A 17,663-nucleotide genomic window follows, 5' to 3' on the forward strand; every position below is an offset into this window, starting at 1 on the left:
GAACTTTCCCCCCATGGACATCCCTGACTTCGGCATCCCCCCGCAGCTCGCCCGCCGTATGAGCATGGCGGAACAGCACGAGTACCTGCGGACGAAACTGTCCCGGCGCCGCACCCTGGTGACGGCCGGCGCGGTGGCGGGCGGGCTGCTGACGGGCTGCTCCGGTTCGGCGCCGGGCAGGACGCCCACCCCTTCGGCGTCCGCGTCCGAGGTGCCGGGCTCGGCCGTCACGCCCTTCGGCCGCCACCTCGCCTTCGGCGCCGACCCGAAGACGCAGATGCGGATCTCCTGGCAGGTGCCGGCCGCGGTACGCAAGCCGGTCGTCCGGATCGGTCTGCGCCCGGACGACCTGAGCCGCGGCATCGAGGCCGAGGTCCGGGCTCTGCACACCCCCGAACTGCGCGGCGTGCGCGCGGCACTGGAGCAGTACTACGTCCACGCCGCCCTGGACTCACTGCGCCCCGGCACGACGTACTACTACGGGGTGGGCCACGACGGCTTCGACCCGGCCTCGCCGCACAACCGCGCGACGATCGCCTCCTTCCGGACCGCCCCCGCCACCCCGCGGACCTTCACCTTCACCGCCTTCGGCGACCAGGGCGTCAGCGAGGCGGCGGCGACCAACGAGCACGTCCTGCTGCGTCGCGACCCGGCCTTCCACCTGCACGCCGGTGACATCTGCTACGCCAACGCCAAAGGGCTGGGCAGGCGGTCGGACCGCTACGACCCCCGCTTCTGGGACCTGTACCTCAAGCAGACCGAGTCCGTGGCCAGGTCGGTGCCGTGGATGGTGACGACCGGCAACCACGACATGGAGGCCTGGTACTCCCCGGAGGGCTACGGCGGCCAACTGGCCCGCTGGTCCCTGCCGGACAGCGGCTTCGACGCCCGTTCGACGCCGGGCGCCTACTCCTTCACCTACGGCAACGTCGGCTTCGTGGCGCTGGACGCGAACGACGTGTCGTACGAGATTCCCGCCAACCTGGGCCACACGGACGGTCGGCAGACGAAGTGGCTGGACGAGCGGCTCGGGGAACTGCGGGCGGCGCGGGACGTCGACTTCGTCGTCGTCTACTTCCACCACTGCGCGTACTCGACGTCCACGCACGCGTCCGACGGCGGGGTGCGGGCCGAGTGGGTGCCGTTGTTCGCCCGGCACCAGGTGGACCTGGTGATCAACGGGCACAACCACGTCTACGAGCGCACGGACGCCATCAAGAACGGCGAGGTCGGGGCGCGGGTGCCGATCGGCGCGGCCACGGACCCGACGCGGGACGGGATCGTGTACGTCACGGCGGGCGGCGGGGGCAAGGAGCTGTACGGCTTCCCCGCGGGCGTCGAGGAGAGCTACGAGGGGCACGTGAGCGAGCGGGAGTCGGTCGACACCTTCAGGTGGACCAAGTCGCGCGACACCAAGGCGGAGAGCGTGCGGTGGTCGCGCGTGCGGTACCGGGGCTTCTCCTTCCTCTCGGTGGAGGCGGAGAGCGGCCCGCGGCCTCGCCTGACGGTGTCGGCGCTGGCAGGAAGCGGCGAGCGCATCGACCATTTCGAGGTGCGGCGCGGAGCGTGAGCCCCGCGCCGCACCCCGTGCGGGCGCGGCTCCCGGCTGGTGTGGTGTGCGCTGCGGCGTTCGCTGTGCCGGGTCAGGCGGCCTGGTGGCCCGTGACCCCGCCGTTGTCCCTGCGGTCGAGGGCGCGCTGGAGGGCGGCTGCGGCGTTCTTTCGGTCGGACTCGCTCGTACGGGAGAGGTGACGGACTCGACGGCGGGCGGTCGTCTCGGCCATGGGAAATCGACTCCTTCGACAATCCGGGAGTGCAAAGAGGGGGTTGCGAGACGCCGGATGGGCGGGGAGCGGTGCCGCAGGGGTTGCCTGCACGGGGCCCGGCTCACGACCGCCATTCGCTTGATCGAGCGAGACGTTCGGCTTCTACAAAGCTAAGGGAGGACAGCGCGTCTGTCTCCACAATTACTCGGACTTCCTACTATCTGAGACGGTGGAGTGAGTCACACACACCTGACCTGCGCCTTTGGCTATGCCCCCTCAGAGCACGTCCGCGTCCCGCCAGTCGAAGACCAGCTCGGCCATCACCCGACCGCCCAGCCCCGTCCGCCGCGCGTCGGACCGTACGGCGACCGCCTCGACGTAACCGACCCGCAGCCACCGGTCCCGGTGCCGTACCCGCCGCATGATCACCGCACCGTGCGCCGCCGGCCGCCCGGCGTCGTCGTACACCGGGAGGTGGTCATCCGGCCAGTATCGGGCGGATGGCCCACTCGGCTGATCCTGCGCGGGTCGCGGGAGACCGGGACAGGACGAGGGGAACCGGTGAACCCATGAACGACACGTCGAAAGTGTTCCTCGAGGGTGGCCCCGACGACCTGCCCGAACGGATCGTCGCGACCCCGTCCCCAGGCCCGGACGCGAAGATCCGGCTCCGCGGCGGATACGAGCACTTCAGGCCGACTTCACGGCACGCGGACACACCGGAGGGCAGGCTGCCGGTGTACGAGTGGTGGGAGCGCACGGAGATCGCCGAGTAGCGCGTCCGCACAGCCCGAGAAGGCCGGGTCCGCTCGGGACCCGGCCTTCTCGGTTGCGCCGACGTGTCAGCCCATGTGCGGGTAGGTGTAGTCGGTCGGCGGAACCAGCGTCTCCTTGATGGCGCGGGTCAGCGTCCAGCGCATCAGGTTCTGCGGGGCGCCGGCCTTGTCGTTGGTGCCGGAGGCGCGGCCACCGCCGAACGGCTGCTGGCCGACGACGGCGCCGGTGGACTTGTCGTTGATGTAGAAGTTGCCGGCCGCGTAGCGCAGCTTGTCCATCGTGTACGCCGCGGCGGCGCGGTCACCGGAGATGACGGAGCCGGTGAGCGCGTAGGCGGAGACCGACTCCATCTGGTCCAGCATCTCGTCGTACTTGTCGTCCTCGTAGACGTGCACGGCGAGGATCGGGCCGAAGTACTCGGTCGTGAAGACCTCGTTCTCCGGGTCGGTGCACTCGATGACCGTCGGGCGGACGAAGTAGCCGACCGAGTCGTCGTAGGAGCCGCCCGCGACGATCGTGCAGGCCGGGTCCTCCGTGGCGCGGTCGATCGCGGCCTTGTTCTTGGCGAAGGCGCGCTCGTCGATGACGGCGCCGATGAAGTGGGACAGGTCGGTGACGTCACCCATGGTGATGTGGTCGACCTCGGCGGCGAACTCCTCCTTGAAGCCGGAGTTCCAGATCGATGCCGGGATGTACGCCCGGGAGGTCGCCGAGCACTTCTGGCCCTGGTACTCGAAGGCACCGCGGGTCAGGGCGGTCTTCAGGATCGCCTTGTCGGCGCTCGGGTGGGCGACGACGAAGTCCTTGCCGCCGGTCTCGCCGACGATGCGCGGGTAGGAGCGGTACTTCTCGATGTTGTTGCCGACCGTCTTCCACAGGTACTGGAAGGTCTTGGTCGAGCCGGTGAAGTGGATGCCGGCGAGGTCACGGTGCTCAAGAGCCACCTTGGAGACCTCGATGCCGTCGCCGGTGACGAGGTTGATGACGCCCTTGGGCAGACCTGCCTCCTCCAGCAGCTGCATGAGCAGCACGGCGGCGTGGGTCTGCGTCGGGGACGGCTTCCAGACGACGACGTTGCCCATGAGGGCGGGGGCCGTCGGCAGGTTGCCCGCGATCGCCGTGAAGTTGAACGGCGTGATCGCGTAGACGAAGCCCTCCAGCGGGCGGTGGTCGAGGCGGTTCCAGACGCCCGGGGAGTTGGCCGGGGGCTGCTCGGCGAGCAGGTCACGGGCGTACTTGACGTTGAAGCGCCAGAAGTCGATCAGCTCGCAGGGCGTGTCGATCTCGGCCTGCTGGGCGGTCTTGGACTGGCCGAGCATGGTGGAGGCGGCCAGCGTCTCGCGCCACGGGCCGGCCAGCAGCTCGGCGGCGCGCAGGATGATCGCGGCACGGTCGTCGAAGGACATCGCGCGCCAGGCCGGCGCGGCGGCGAGGGCCGCGTCGACGGCGTCCTGGGCGTCCTGCTGGGTGGCGTTGCCGTAGGTGCCGAGGCGGGCCTTGTGGTTGTGCGGCTGCACGACGTCGAACCGCTCACCGCCGCCCATCCGCTTCTCGCCGCCGATGGTGCAGGGCAGGTCGATCGGGTTCTCGGCCAGCTCCTTGAGCTTGGCCTCCAGCCGGGCACGCTCGGGCGAGCCGGGGGCGTAGCCGTGCACCGGCTCGTTGACAGGGGTGGGGACCTGGGTCACAGCGTCCATGGGTTCCGTAACTCCTTACTGAGCGGTGTGTTTCAAGCCGTTGTGTGGGGCTCAGCCCTTGCTGACCATGGACCGGAGGAAGAACCGCAGGTTGGCGGGCTTCTCCGCAAGCCGGCGCATGAAGTAGCCGTACCAGTCGGTGCCGTAGGCCGTGTACACGCGCATGCGGTGGCCCTCGGCGGCGAGGCGCAGGTGCTCCTCGCTGCGGATGCCGTACAGCATCTGGAACTCGTACTCGTCCAGCTTGCGCCCGGCGCGCCGGGCGAGTTCCTGGCCGATGGAGATCAGGCGCGGGTCGTGGGACCCGATCATCGGATACCCGTCGCCCTCCATCAGAATCTTCAGGATGCGGACGTACGCCTTGTCGATCTCGTGTTTCTGCTGGTAGGCGACGTCGGCGGGCTCCTTGTAGGCACCCTTGACCAGCCGCACGCGGCTGCCGTTCGCGGCGAGGCGGCGGGCGTCGGCCTCGGTGCGGAAGAGGTAGGCCTGGATGACGCAGCCCGTCTGCGGGAAGTCCTCGCGCAGCTCCTCGTGGATGGCGAACATCGAGTCGAGGGTGGTGTGGTCCTCCGCGTCGAGCGTGACCGTGGTGCCGATGGCGGCGGCGGCCTCGACGACGGGCCGGACGTTGGCGAGCGCGAGCTCGTGGCCGCCGTCCAGGGCCTGGCCGAACATGGACAGCTTGACGGACATCTCGACGCGGTCGCCGAGCTCCAGGTCCTTGATCCGGTCGACCAGGCGCAGGTAGGAGTCCCGGGCGGCGGCGGCCTGATCGGGACGGGTGATGTCCTCGCCGACGACGTCCATCGTCAGTTCCAGGCCCTTGCCGGTGAGCTCCTCGATGATCGGCACGATGTCGTCGACGTTCTCGCCGGGGATGAACCGGTCGACGACCTGCTTCGTCACCGGGGCCGCCGATACCAGGCGTCGCATCCGGTCGCTGCGCGACGCGGCGAGAATCACGGGACCCAGCACGGGGCACCTCCACAAACTCAGCCAGATGACGGCCGACACCCCGATCGGTGATGTTCCGGGTACGGCACGGAGAACCACCGTGAAACCTAAGGATCCCTCCGAACGGCGGCCATCGACAGCTGTCACGCATCCGTGCCGCAGATCTCAGACAGATGTATGAAGGGTTCGCGGAAATGCGGGAGAATGCCCGGGTGACGCCGGAATACAAGGGTGACTACCAAGAGCTGGTCGACGAGATCTCGGAGCTGCTGGGCGTCCCCGCGACGCTGGAGAACCGGGACTTCGAGCTGATCGCCTTCGGTGCGTACGACAGCGAGGGCGAGCTCGACGCGTCGGCCCTGGACCCCGTCCGCACCCGCTCGATCCTGACCCGGCGCTCCACGTCGGCGGTGCGCAGATGGTTCGAGGGTTTCGGCATCACGCGGGCGACCGGCCCGGTGCGGATCCCGCCGACTCCGGAGGCGGGGGTGTATCGCGGACGCATTTGCCTGCCGGTACGCCACAAGGGTGTGGTGCTGGGCTACGTCTGGCTGCTCGACGACGATCCGGGCCCGACCGAGCGGCAGCTGTCGGCGGCGATGGAGGTGACCACCCGCATCGGCGCGCTGCTCGCGGACGAGGCGCAGCACGGGGCGGATCTGAGCCGGGAGTTGCGGGCCGTGCTGACCGCCGAGCCCGGCTGGCAGGGTGACATGGCGGTCGCCGAGCTGCGCACGGCCCTGGGCCCACGCGCCGACGGCGTCCATACGGTCGTCTGCGTGGCCCCCTGGCCCTCGGCCGACCCCGACGACGGCCCGTCGGTGCGTACGGTGCCGCACGCGACCGCGCTGTGCACGGTCCCGTGGGGGGCGACCGGGCAGAGCCTCGCGGTGCTCGTACGGCTGCGTTCCCCCGAGGTCCGGACGGCGGCGCTGGCGGCGGCGTCCCGGTTGCTGAAGGACGGCCCGACCGCTGTGCCGTCCCGGCCGCTCACGCAGGGCCGGGCACAGGGCCCGGCACAGATCGCGGCCGGCGTCGGCGACCCTCGCACCGGTCTCGCCGATCTGGGCACCGTCTGGCAGGAGGCGTCGGCGGCGGCGCGCGCGGCGCTGGCGGAACCGCGGCTCGGACCGGTGGCCGAGTGGTCGCGCATCGGACCGTACCGCCTGCTGGCCTCCCTCTCCCCGGACAGGCTCCGCGACCCCTCGGTCGCCCCTCTCCTCTCCCCCGCCCACCACGAACTCGCCCACACCGCCGAGGTCTACCTGGACTGCGCGGGCCAGGCCGGCCGCACGGCCGCCGAACTGGGCGTCCACCGCCAGACCCTGTACTACCGCCTCTCCCGCGTGGAACAGCTCACGGGCCTGGACCTGGACGACGGGGAGGACCGGCTGCTGCTGCACATGGCACTGAAAGGGGCTCGGCTCCAGTGACGGCCACCGGATGACGAGCACGGACGATCCACCCGACAGCGGGCCGCCCACCGTCGTCCCTGCCCCGGATGAGCAACCAGCGGATGGTGAAGGTGTCCGGGCGGCCGAGACTGAGCACGGGCGACAAGTTGGCGAGGTGCGCCCGGCGTAGAGGACCTCGGGGTGGTCGGCCACCCGTCTCACACGCGGAAGTCCAGAATCCGGTCGCAATTGTTGGAAATGATTGTCATCATGCTACGGTTCGCAGCAATCGCTCTCTTGACCACCCTTTTACCCGGAGGGTTCCGTGCGCCACCCCGCCCGCCTTCTCCCCGTCACTGCCCTCACCGCCGCCTCCGCGCTGCTCACCGGCTGCTTCGCCGGTGCGGAGTCGTCGGCCGACGCGGGGGCGGACGGCAAGCGCGTCCGTGTCGCGATGATGCAGCCCCCGCTGTCCGGGCTGTCGCCGCTGTCCGACGACGCGTTCAAGCTGTCGCGGTGGTCGACCGCCGAGACCCTCGTCAAGCTCGACAAGGAAGGCGACGCCCAGCCCGCGCTCGCCACCAAGTGGCAGCAGTCAGGTCGTACGTGGACCTTCGAGATACGCGAGGGCGTCACCTTCCACGACGGCACCAAGCTCACCGCCGAAGCCGTCGCCAACTCCCTCACCAAGGCGGCCACCGCCTCCCCCAAGCCGCGCATCCTCGACGGCGTCGACCTGACCGTGAAGGCCGACGGCGACAAGGTCACCGTCACGACCGCCACCGTGGACCCCCTCGTCCCGCAGCGGCTCAGCTCCCCGCAGCTGTCGATCCTGGCGGCCAAGGCATACCAGGGGAAGAGGGTGAACCCGGTCGGCGCCGGCACCGGCCCGTTCGAGCTCGTCAAGGCCGAGGGCACCGCCTCCGCCACCCTCGACCGCTATGACGCCTACTGGGGCGGCAAGGCCAAGGCCGCGGGGATCGACGTGAGGTTCATTCCCGACGGCACCGCCCGCGCGGCGGCGCTGCGCAGCGGTGAGGCCGACATCGTCGAGGCGATACCGGTCTCGCAGGCGGCGATCCTGGACCAGGACCTGATCACCGAGGTCCCGATGCCGCGCACCAACACCCTCTACCTCAACAACGAGAAGGGTGCCTTCAAGGACCCCGCGCTGCGGGCGGCGGCCCGCGAGGCGATCGACGCCGAGGCGATCGTGAAGGGCGTGTACGAGGGTCGCGCCGACGTCGCCAAGGGGCTGCTGGGCCCGGCACTGCCCTGGGCCGCCGAGCTGCGCGGGCCGGTCACCCGGACCACGAAGGCCGGTGACCCGGCCGGGAAGACGATCACCATCGGCACCTACACCGACCGGTCCGAACTGCCCGAGGTCGCCGCGACGCTGCAGCAGCAGTTCCAGAAGGCCGGGTTCAAGGTGAAGCTCGACATCCGTGAGATCACGAACATCGAGTCCGACGCCATGGCGGGCAGGTTCGACGCGTTCATCCTCTCCCGCGCCACGATCCTGGACTCCGGTGACCCGGCCGCGTACCTCTACAGCGACTTCGCCTCCGACGGCGGCTACAACCTCGCGCAGTTCGCCGACAAGGGGGTCGACAAGGCCCTGAAGAAGGCCTCCGACACCCCGGTCGGGGAGGCGCGGCGCAAGGCGATCATCGAGGCCGAGGCCGCCGTGCTCGCCAAGGACGCGGCCGTCCCGATGCTCCACGAGCGGGTCATCCAGGGCGACGCCGCCGGTGTCGTGAACGCCGCGCACGACCCGCGCGAGCGCGAGCTCGTCACCTTGGACACGTACGTCAAGTGAAGGCCCTAGCGAGGAAGGCGGTCGGCCCGGTCGGGCTGACCCGCCTGGTCTGTCTCGTCGCCGTCCTGGCCACCGTCGGCCTGCTGCCCTGGCTCGCCCACAAGGACCCGGCGCTCACCGTGCTGCGCGCCCGGTCGGCCGAGCAGGTGGCGACCGAGGAGGCCCTGTCCGCGATCCGCGAGGATCTCGGCCTGGATGCCCACCCCCTTTCCCTGCTGGGCAAGTGGGCCGCCGGCCTGCTGCGCGGTGATCTCGGTACCTCCTGGGTGTCGGGCACCGACGTCCTGCCGTCCGTCATCTCCGGACTCCAGGTCTCGCTGGGCCTGATGGGCGCGGCGCTCGGCGTCGCGGTGTTGCTGGCCGCCGCGCTGGTGGTGCCGGTGCTGGTCCGGGGACGAGGCACGGCCGGCGCGTTCGCCGCGATGCTGGCCGCCCTGCCCGAGTTCCTGCTGGCCGTCATCGCGCTGCTGGTGTGCGGGGTGTGGCTGGGCTGGCTGCCGACGTCCGGCTGGGCAGGCCCGCAGTACATGGTCCTGCCCGCGATCGCCCTCGGTCTCCCGGCGGGCGGACTGCTCGGGCGGCTCGTCGCGGACGCGCTGCCCGCGGTGCTCGACGAACGGTGGGTGGAGCTGTGGCGGGGCGCCGGGGTGAGCCGGGCCCGGATCGCGGCGGCCGCGCTGCGGCGGGTCATGCCGCCGCTGGTGCCGCAGTTCGGAATGGTCGCCGTCGGCCTGACCGGCGGCGCGGTCGCGGTGGAGGTGGTCTTCGCCGTACCCGGCATCGGACGCACCGCCCTCGGCGCGGCCAAGTCACAGGACCTGCCGCTGCTCCAGGGCTCGGTCCTCGCCCTCCTGCTGCTCGGCCTGGCCGCGGGTGCGCTGGCCACGCTGCTACGGCGCCGACTGCTGGGCCCCGCCCTGCGCGACGCCGGGCTGACGCTGCCCCCGGCGCGTCCGGTCCGCGCGCATCCGGCGATCCCGCTGACGCTCGCCGCGACCCTGCTGCTCGTCACCGGCTGGGGCCTGCTGCGCGATCCGTACACGGTGAACGCCGCCGCCCGCCTCACCGCCCCCTCCTGGGCGCACCCGCTCGGCACCGACGCCCTCGGCCGCGACGTGCTCGCCCGGCTCGGTCACGGCGCCGCCTCGACGGTCGGCACGGCCGCCGCCATCTGTGTGCTGAGCCTGCTGGTCGCGCTCGCGCTGGGCTTCCTGCCCGGCATCGCGGCGGGCGCGGCGGACATCGCCAACGCCCTGCCCCCGGTGATCGTCGGCATCCTGGTCGCGGCGGCCGTCGGCCCCGGCACCGGTGGCGCGGCCCTCGCCGTCGCCCTGATCTCCTGGCCGGCGCTGTCCGCGCACGCGGCCGCGCTGGTGCAGGAGGTGCGGGCGTCGGCGTTCCTGACCGCTCAACGGGCCATGGGCGCCACCCCGTTCTGGATCCTCACCCGGCACGTCCTGCCGTCCGTCGCCGCCCCGGTCGCCCGGCACGCCCTGCTGCGCCTGCCCGGCATCGCCCTCGCCCTGGCGTCCCTGGGCTTCCTCGGCCTGGGCGCGCAGCCGCCCGCCCCCGAGTGGGGCCTGCTGCTGGACGAGTCCCGCGCCTACGTCGAACGTGCCCCCTGGGCGGCCCTCGCGCCGGCCGTCGCGCTGGCCCTGCTGGCGGGCCTGGCGGTGTCGGGGGCGGCGGCCGCGCAGGGGAGGCGGCCACGCACCACCACGAGTGGCGCCCGAGGCAAACGCGGCGCGGACGCCGTACGCGCCGCCGCACGGAAGGAGACCCCCGTTGGAGCCTGAGAGCCGCTCCGAGACGCTGCTGTCCGTGCGCGGGCTGCGGATCGCCTTCGACGGGGTCGAGGCCGTGCGCGGTCTGTCCTTCGACGTCCTGCCGCGTGAAGTCCTGGCGATCGTCGGGGAGTCGGGCGCCGGCAAGTCCCTCACGGCCCGGGCGCTGCTGGGCATGCTGCCCCGGGACGCGACGACGAGCGGGACGATCCGGCCGGACCTCGCGGCCCACCGCGGCCGCCGGATCTCCCTCGTCCCGCAGGACGCCCTGTCCGCGCTGTCCCCCGTGCACCCGGTCGGCGACCAACTCGCCGCCGCCGTACGGTCGGTGGCCGGCGTCTCCCGCAAGCAGGCCCGGGACCGGGCGGTCGCCGCGCTCGATCGCGTCGGCATCCCGGACGCCGCCCGCAAGGCGCGGGCGTATCCGCACGAGTACTCCGGCGGCATGCGGCAGCGCGCCGTCATCGCCATGGCGACGATCAACGAACCCGATGTCGTCGTCGCCGACGAGCCCACCACCGCCCTGGACGAGGAGCACCGCGACCAGGTGCTGCGGGTGCTCGCCGAGCAGCGGGAGGCCGTCGGGGCCGCGCTGGTCCTGGTCACGCACGACATGGACGTCGTACGGGGCCACGCGGACCGCGTGCTGGTCATGTACGCCGGCCGCCTCAGCGAACTCGGCCCGGCGCACGAGGTGCTGGGCCGTCCCCGCGCCCCGTACACCGCGGGTCTGCTGGCCTCCCTCCCCCAGCACGCGCCGCCCGGCCGCCGCCTCCCCGCCCTGCGCGGCACCCCGCCCGCCCCGGGCTCCCTCCCGCCGGGCTGCTCCTTCGCCCCGCGCTGCCCGCTGGCGGCGGACCCCTGCCGTGGGCCGGAGCCGGAACCGCAGGAGGTGGAGGGACGCCTGGTGGCCTGCCACCGCTGGGAGGAACTCCCGTACCCCGCCACGGAGTTGTTCCAGGACCAGGGAGAGGAACGGCAGCCCGCATGAGTGACGCCCTGCTTGAGGTCCGCGACCTCGTGGTCCGCTACGGCGACGTCACCGCCGTCGACCGCGCCTCGTTCACCCTCGCCGCCGGCGAGACCCTCGCCCTCAACGGCCCCTCCGGCTGCGGCAAGTCCTCCACGGCCCTCGCGGTCCTCCAACTGCGCCGCCCGGCCGGCGGTGAAGTCCGCTTCGAGGGGCGGGAGTTGACGACCCTCACCGAACGCGAACTGCGCCCGCTCCGCCCGCGCATGCAGCCCGTCTTCCAGGACCCGTACGGCTCACTGAGCCCCCGCCACCGCATCCGCGACGCGGTGGCCGAGCCGCTGAAGGTGCAGGGCCGCTGGACCGCCGACGACGGCCCCGCCCGCGTCGCCGAGCTGCTGGACCGGGTCGGCCTCGACCCGTCGTACGGGGACCGCCGTCCGCACGAGCTCTCCGGTGGCCAGTGCCAACGCGCCGGGATCGCGCGGGCGTTGGCGTCCGAGCCGCGGCTGCTGGTGCTGGACGAGCCGGTGTCGGCCCTCGATCCGTCCGTGCGCGCCGGCGTGCTGAACCTGCTCGCCGACCTCCAGGACGACCTCGGCCTCGGCTACCTGTTCATCTGCCACGACCGGGCGGTCGTGCGGCATTTCGCGGACCGGACGATCGAGATGCGCCAGGGGCGGATCAGCGGTCCTTGAGGCCCTCGATCACCTGCCGGAGCCCTTCCGCCAACTGGTCGGCCTCGGGGGCGGTCTTCGGGTCGAAGGTCCACTGCGCCATCAGGCCCATCATCAGGGTCAGATAGAAGTAGCCGAGGGTGTCCACGGCCTCCTCCGCCACATCCTCCTCGCGCCCGCCGTGGAACAGCGTGACGATGCCGCGCGCCCCCTCCCGCTGGGCCCGCGCCAGATGCTCCCGCACCGCGGGCAGCCGATCGCCCATGGCCACGATCTCCATGCTGAGCCGCCACAGCGACCCCGGCTCCCGCATGGTGCCGATGATGTTCGACCACACCTGGGCGAACCGCTCGATCGATCCGGGCTCCCCGGGGATCTCGCCGCCCCCCTCGAAGGCGTCCGACATCCCCTCCACCATCTCGACGTACGCCTGCGCGAGCAGCGCGTCCTTCGAGCCGTAGTGGTAGCCGATCGACGCCAGGTTGGTCCCCGACTCCTTGACGATGTCGCGCGCGGTCGTACGCACGAACCCCTTCGCCAGCAGGCAGCGCTTGGCGCCTTCGAGCAGATCCTCGCGGTGTCCCATGCGGACCACCCTACCCCCGATCCATACAACCGTCCTAGACGACCGGCTTATACGTCCGTTCTAGACACGCGTTTAATACGCCCGTACAGTCACCGCCATGACGAACTCGACGAGCCCTGCCACGGGCATGCGGGCCGGCCGCCGCTGGGGGTCCCCCCTCCGGGGGAGGGCTGCCCTCGGTGTGCTGATGCTGCCGCTCCTGCTGGTCTCCATGGACGTCTCCGTCCTGTACTTCGCGGTCCCGGCGCTCAGCGCCGACCTGGAACCGAGCGGCACCCAGCAGCTGTGGATCTTCGACATCTACGCCTTCGTGCTGGCCGGCCTGCTGATGACGATGGGCTCGCTCGGCGACCGCATCGGCCACCGCCGGCTCCTGCTGATCGGCGCCGCCGCCTTCGGCACCGCCTCACTGGTGGCGGCGTACGCCGACAGCGCCGAGACCCTCATCGCGGCCCGCGCGGTCCTCGGCATCGGCGGCGCCACCCTGATGCCGTCGACGATGGCCATGCTCCGCACGATGTTCACCGACCCCGCCCAGCGCGCGAAGGCGATCGGCCTGTGGTCCGGCGTGATGACGGCGGGGATCGCGCTCGGGTCGGTGATGAGCGGGGTGCTGGTCGAGTACTTCTGGTGGGGCTCGGTCTTCCTGGTCAACCTGCCCGCGATGGTGCTGCTGCTGGCCCTCGGCCCGGTGTTGCTCCCCGAGTCGAAGAACCCCTCGCCCGGCCGCTTCGACTGGCTGAGCGTCCCGCTGTCGATGGCGGCGGTGCTTCCCGTGATCTACGGACTGAAGGAGATCCCGTCCGAGGGCTGGAACGTCCGCTACGTCCTCTCGATCACCGTCGGCCTGCTGTTCGCTGCCCTCTTCGTCCACCGCCAGCGCACGGCCGCGGCGCCGATGATCTCCCCGGCCCTGTTCCGCGGACGGGGCTTCGCACCCTCGGTCGCCCTGAACCTCCTCTGCGCCTTCGGGGTGTTCGGTTCGGCCTACTTCACCACGCAGTACCTTCAGTCGGTGCTCGACAAGAGTGCGCTGGAAGCGGCCCTGTGGGCGCTGCTGCCGTCGGTGCCGATCGGCGCGGCGGCACCGATCGCGACCCAGTTGGTGCAGAACGGCGTCAACCGCGCCTACGTCGTCACCGCGGGCTTCCTGATCTCCGCGTCGGGTTTCGGGCTGCTGGCCCTCGCCGGTACCGACTCGATGGTGCTGGTGCTGGTCGGGTGCGCAGTCCTCGCCGTCGGGGGCGTCGCGGTGATGTCCCAGATCATGGACCTCGCGATGGGCACGGCCCCGGTGGAGCGGGCGGGCGCCGCGTCCTCCCTGATGGAGACCGGCACCGAGTTCGGCGGCGCGCTGGGCATGGCGGTCCTCGGCTCGATCGGTACGGCGGTCTACCGCCACGAGATCCCGGACTCGGCCCCGGACGTGGCCCGCGAGACGCTGGGCGGGGCGTTGGCGGTCGCCGACCGCATCCCGGGGCTGGCGGCGGTCGCGCGGGAGGCGTTCACCAGCGGGATGCAGGGGGCGGCGATCGCGGGAGCGGCCGTGCTGGCGGGCGCGGCGGTGCTGGCGGCGGTGACGCTGCGGCGGGTGCGGGTGCGCGAGTCGACGCGGGTCCCGGAACCGGACAAGGTCCTGGCGTGACAACGCCGGGCGGGCTGAGGATCCTCAGCCCGCCCGTCGTCTGTGGTGAAGCGTCAGACCAGGTTCACCGCTCGGGCCGACGTCGCCCCGATCTCCGCCGCGACCTCGGTCAGCACGCCCGCGGGCACCGTGTCGTCGACGGTCAGCACGGCCAGCGCCTCGCCGCCCACCGCCGCACGGGCGACCTGCATGCCGGCGATGTTGATGCCGGCCTCGCCGACGATACGGCCGACGGTGCCGACGACACCCGGACGGTCCTCGTACTTGAGGACGACCATGTGGTCGGCGAGCGCGAGGTCCACGTCGTAGTCGCCGACCGCGACGATCTTCTGGAGGTGCTTGGGGCCGGCCAGCGTGCCGGAGACCGACACCTCCTCGCCGCCCGCGAGCGTGCCGCGCACGGTGACGACGTTGCGGTGGTCGGCGGACTCCGAGCTGGTGGTCAGCCGCACCTCGACGCCGCGCTCCTGCGCGAACAGCGGGGCGTTGACGTACGACACCGTCTCGTCGACGACGTCCTCGAAGACACCCTTGAGGGCGCTGAGCTCCAGCACCTTCACGTCGTGCTGGGTGATCTCGCCGTACACCTCGACGTCGAGGCGGACCGCGACCTCACCGGCGAGCGCGGTGAAGATCCGGCCGAGGCGCTCGGCGAGCGGCAGACCCGGCTTGACGTCCTCGGCGATGACGCCGCCCTGCACGTTCACCGCGTCCGGGACCAGCTCACCGGCGAGGGCGAGACGCACCGAGCGGGCGACGGCGATACCGGCCTTCTCCTGCGCCTCGTCGGTGGAGGCGCCGAGGTGCGGGGTGGCGACGACCTGGTCGAACTCGAACAGCGGGGAGTCGGTGCAGGGCTCCTTCGCGTACACGTCGAGACCGGCACCGGCGACCCGGCCCTCCTTCAGCGCCGAGTACAGCGCCTCCTCGTCGACGATCCCGCCGCGCGCGGCGTTGACGATGCGCACGCTCGGCTTGACCTTGCGCAGCGCCTCGTCGCCGATGAGGCCGAGGGTCTCGGGGGTCTTGGGCAGGTGGACGGTGATGAAGTCGGAGACCTCCAGCAGCTCGTCCAGCGACAGCACCTTCACGCCCATCTGCGCGGCGCGCGCGGGCTGCACGTAGGGGTCGTAGGCGACGACCTTCATGCCGAAGGCGGACATGCGCTGGGCGACGAGCGCGCCGATGCGCCCGAGGCCGACGACGCCGAGGGTCTTCTCGGCGAGCTCGACACCCGTGTACTTGCTCCGCTTCCACTCGCCGTTCTTCAGCGCGGCGTTGGCCTGCGGGATGTTGCGGGCGGTGGCGAGGAGGAGACCGCAGGCCAGCTCGGCGGCGGTCACGATGTTCGAGGTGGGCGCGTTGACGACCATCACGCCGGCCTTGGTGGCGGCGGAGACGTCGACGTTGTCCAGGCCGACGCCGGCACGCGCGACGACCTTGAGCTTCTTGGCGGCGGCGATCGCCTCGGCGTCGACCTTGGTGGCGGAGCGGATCAGAATCGCGTCCACGTCGGCGATGGCCGGGAGCAGTTCGGCTCGGTCTGCTCCGTTGCAGTGGCGGATCTCGAAGTCGGGGCCAAGCGCGTCGACGGTGGCGGGCGACAGCTCTTCAGCGATGAGTACGACGGGTTTCGAGCTCACGTGAGTCCTCACAAGTCCAATGCGGACGGCCGTCCCGACGGCCGCAGGCGGTGGAGGGGTGCTAGCCGCGTGGAAGACGCACGACGCTGTGGGCCTGACGCGTATGTATTGCAGCAGTGTAGTGGCGCGGCGGAGGTCGTCTTGCGCCTCTGCGGAAGGATCACCCGTCCGTGGCTGGACGGGCTGGACAACACCCATTGTCCAGGTGTTACCCGCGGTTTGCCGAAGGGGCCGGAGCGTCTCGCTCCGACCCCTTGGTGCGAGGCTTACGCCTCCTCGTCGTTGACCCAGCTCATGAGCTTGCGCAGCTCCTTGCCCGTGGTCTCCAGCAGGTGCTCGGAGTCCTGGGTCTTGTACTCGTTGTACTTCTTCAGACCGCCGTGGTACTCGTCCATCCAGGTCTGGGCGAAGGTGCCGTCCTGGATCTCGGCGAGGACCTTCTTCATCTCGGCCTTGGTGGCGTCGGTGATGATCCGCGGGCCGGTGACGTAGTCGCCCCACTCGGCGGTCTCGGAGATCGACCAGCGCATCTTCTCCAGGCCGCCCTCGTACATGAGGTCGACGATCAGCTTCAGCTCGTGCAGGCACTCGAAGTAGGCGATCTCCGGCTGGTAGCCGGCCTCGGTCAGCGTCTCGAAGCCCGCCTTGACCAGCGCGGCCGTACCACCGCACAGGACGACCTGCTCACCGAACAGGTCGGTCTCGGTCTCCTCGGTGAAGGTCGTCTTGATGACGCCGGCGCGGGTGCCGCCGATGCCCTTGGCGTACGACAGGGCCAGCGCGAAGGCGTTACCGGAGGCGTCCTGCTCGACGGCCGCGATGCAGGGAACGCCGCGGCCCTCCTCGTACTGACGGCGCACCAGGTGACCCGGGCCCTTCGGGGCGACCATGCAGACGTCCACGCCGGCCGGGGGCTTGATGAAGCCGAAGCGGATGTTGAAGCCGTGGCCGAAGAACAGCGCGTCGCCGTCCTTGAGGTTCGGGGCGATGTGCTCCTCGTAGACCTGGGCCTGGATCGGGTCCGGGACGAGAATCATGATGACGTCGGCCTCGGCGGCGGCCTCCGCCGGGGTCACCACGCGCAGGCCCTGCTCCTCGGCCTTGGCCTTGGACTTGGAGCCCTCGTGCAGACCGACACGCACGTCGACACCCGAGTCACGGAGCGACAGCGCGTGGGCGTGGCCCTGGCTGCCGTAACCGATGACCGCGACCTTGCGGCCCTGGATGATGGACAGGTCGGCGTCGGCGTCGTAGAACAGCTCGGCCACTTTGGGTTCTCTCCTTGAGTGCAGGTGTTGCGTCCCACCGTATGACGGCGGGGGGAAGGGAAGTCTGGGGGTCTCGCTATACGGGCGGAATCCGGGCGGCCGGTGTCACCCGACCGCCCGAACGCGTCCCTAGGCCGACCGGTCGAGGGCGCGCAGCGACCGGTCCGTGATCGAACGGGCACCACGGCCGATCGCGATCGTGCCGGACTGGACGAGCTCCTTGATGCCGTACGGCTCCAGCATCTTCAGCATGGCGGACAGCTTGTCGCTGGAGCCGGTGGCCTCGATCGTCACGGCCTCCGGGGAGACGTCGACGGTCTTGGCGCGGAACAGCTGGACGATCTCGACGATCTGGGAGCGCGTCTCGTTGTCGGCGCGCACCTTCACCAGGACGAGTTCACGCTGAACGGCCGAACCCGGCTCCAGCTCGACGATCTTGAGCACGTTGACGAGCTTGTTGAGCTGCTTGGTCACCTGCTCCAGCGGCAGGTCCTCGACGTTCACCACGATGGTGATGCGGGAGATGTCGGGGTGCTCGGTGACGCCGACCGCGAGCGAGTCGATGTTGAAGCCGCGGCGGGAGAACAGGGCGGCGATCCGGGCGAGGATGCCCGGTGTGTTCTCCACCAGGACGGAGAGCGTGTGCTTGGACATGGGTCTGCTTCCTTTACCTACGGCTC

Annotated in this window: 15 protein-coding genes and 1 pseudogene; 8 read left to right on the forward strand and 8 right to left on the reverse strand. The window is 71.2% G+C overall.

Annotated elements, in window-relative coordinates; translation table 11 throughout:
- The first annotated feature begins 13 nt into the window (after positions 1-13).
- A complete protein-coding gene (locus tag ABZ078_RS03345) occupies positions 14-1,570 on the forward strand; it encodes a metallophosphoesterase family protein (RefSeq protein WP_356571112.1) in 1,557 nt (518 codons plus the stop codon).
- A 73-nt stretch (positions 1,571-1,643) separates the two neighbouring features.
- Here the strand turns inward: ABZ078_RS03345 and ABZ078_RS03350 are convergent, their stop codons facing one another.
- Together ABZ078_RS03350 and ABZ078_RS03355 are read right to left on the reverse strand one after the other, a co-directional pair.
- Positions 1,644-1,784, reverse strand: coding sequence for a hypothetical protein (locus ABZ078_RS03350; RefSeq protein WP_003997658.1), 141 nt, complete (start codon positions 1,782-1,784; stop codon positions 1,644-1,646).
- Positions 1,785-2,075: 291 nt separating this feature from the next.
- Positions 2,076-2,414: pseudogene (locus ABZ078_RS03355) on the reverse strand (GNAT family N-acetyltransferase); the annotation flags it as partial.
- On the opposite strand from ABZ078_RS03355, the gene ABZ078_RS03360 reads away from it, so the two are divergent.
- Positions 2,336-2,542 (forward strand): DUF5988 family protein, encoded by a 207-nt coding sequence (locus ABZ078_RS03360; RefSeq protein ID WP_356571114.1) that lies wholly within the window; start codon positions 2,336-2,338, stop codon positions 2,540-2,542. The pseudogene ABZ078_RS03355 and the gene ABZ078_RS03360 overlap by 79 nt on opposite strands.
- A 66-nt stretch (positions 2,543-2,608) precedes the next feature.
- On the opposite strand, the gene pruA is transcribed toward ABZ078_RS03360, so the two are convergent.
- Both pruA and ABZ078_RS03370 read right to left on the reverse strand, forming a co-directional pair.
- A complete protein-coding gene (gene pruA, locus ABZ078_RS03365; RefSeq protein WP_356571116.1) occupies positions 2,609-4,240 on the reverse strand; it encodes an L-glutamate gamma-semialdehyde dehydrogenase in 1,632 nt (543 codons plus the stop codon).
- A 51-nt stretch (positions 4,241-4,291) separates the two neighbouring features.
- Positions 4,292-5,218 (reverse strand): proline dehydrogenase family protein, encoded by a 927-nt coding sequence (locus ABZ078_RS03370; protein WP_356571118.1) that lies wholly within the window; start codon positions 5,216-5,218, stop codon positions 4,292-4,294.
- A 173-nt stretch (positions 5,219-5,391) separates the two neighbouring features.
- On the opposite strand from ABZ078_RS03370, the gene ABZ078_RS03375 reads away from it, so the two are divergent.
- From ABZ078_RS03375 to ABZ078_RS03395, 5 genes are all read left to right on the forward strand, one after another.
- Positions 5,392-6,630, forward strand: coding sequence for a helix-turn-helix domain-containing protein (locus ABZ078_RS03375; RefSeq protein WP_356571120.1), 1,239 nt, complete (start codon positions 5,392-5,394; stop codon positions 6,628-6,630).
- A 286-nt stretch (positions 6,631-6,916) separates the two neighbouring features.
- A complete protein-coding gene (locus tag ABZ078_RS03380) occupies positions 6,917-8,410 on the forward strand; it encodes an ABC transporter substrate-binding protein (RefSeq protein WP_356571122.1) in 1,494 nt (497 codons plus the stop codon).
- The gene (locus ABZ078_RS03385; protein ID WP_356571124.1) at positions 8,407-10,206 is read left to right on the forward strand and encodes an ABC transporter permease subunit; all 1,800 of its coding nucleotides are present in this window, start codon (positions 8,407-8,409) and stop codon (positions 10,204-10,206) included. Before ABZ078_RS03380 ends, ABZ078_RS03385 begins: the two co-directional genes overlap by 4 nt.
- Positions 10,196-11,185, forward strand: a complete 990-nt coding sequence (locus tag ABZ078_RS03390; RefSeq protein ID WP_356571126.1) for an ABC transporter ATP-binding protein — start codon at positions 10,196-10,198, stop codon at positions 11,183-11,185. The genes ABZ078_RS03385 and ABZ078_RS03390 overlap by 11 nt, the downstream gene beginning before the upstream one ends.
- Complete coding sequence (locus tag ABZ078_RS03395) at positions 11,182-11,862, forward strand: dipeptide/oligopeptide/nickel ABC transporter ATP-binding protein (protein ID WP_356571128.1); 681 nt, start codon at positions 11,182-11,184, stop codon at positions 11,860-11,862. Before ABZ078_RS03390 ends, ABZ078_RS03395 begins: the two co-directional genes overlap by 4 nt.
- On the opposite strand, the gene ABZ078_RS03400 is transcribed toward ABZ078_RS03395, so the two are convergent.
- Complete coding sequence (locus ABZ078_RS03400) at positions 11,849-12,427, reverse strand: TetR/AcrR family transcriptional regulator (RefSeq protein ID WP_356571130.1); 579 nt, start codon at positions 12,425-12,427, stop codon at positions 11,849-11,851. The genes ABZ078_RS03395 and ABZ078_RS03400 overlap by 14 nt on opposite strands.
- Positions 12,428-12,524: 97 nt before the next feature.
- On the opposite strand from ABZ078_RS03400, the gene ABZ078_RS03405 reads away from it, so the two are divergent.
- Complete coding sequence (locus ABZ078_RS03405) at positions 12,525-14,072, forward strand: MFS transporter (protein WP_356571132.1); 1,548 nt, start codon at positions 12,525-12,527, stop codon at positions 14,070-14,072.
- Positions 14,073-14,125: 53 nt separating this feature from the next.
- Here ABZ078_RS03405 and serA read toward each other — a convergent pair whose 3' ends face one another.
- The 3 genes from serA to ilvN all read right to left on the reverse strand — a co-directional run bounded on the left by serA (position 14,126) and on the right by ilvN (position 17,637).
- The gene (gene serA, locus ABZ078_RS03410) at positions 14,126-15,715 is read right to left on the reverse strand and encodes a phosphoglycerate dehydrogenase (RefSeq protein ID WP_356571134.1); all 1,590 of its coding nucleotides are present in this window, start codon (positions 15,713-15,715) and stop codon (positions 14,126-14,128) included.
- 266 nt (positions 15,716-15,981) lie between these two features.
- Positions 15,982-16,983: a ketol-acid reductoisomerase gene (ilvC, locus tag ABZ078_RS03415; protein ID WP_356571136.1), complete on the reverse strand. Its 1,002-nt coding sequence runs from the start codon at positions 16,981-16,983 to the stop codon at positions 15,982-15,984.
- Between the two features lie 129 nt (positions 16,984-17,112).
- Positions 17,113-17,637: an acetolactate synthase small subunit gene (ilvN, locus tag ABZ078_RS03420; RefSeq protein WP_043504310.1), complete on the reverse strand. Its 525-nt coding sequence runs from the start codon at positions 17,635-17,637 to the stop codon at positions 17,113-17,115.
- Positions 17,638-17,663: the final 26 nt, after the last annotated feature.

This window comes from Streptomyces sp. NPDC006385 (assembly GCF_040612485.1).
Lineage (GTDB): Bacteria > Actinomycetota > Actinomycetes > Streptomycetales > Streptomycetaceae > Streptomyces.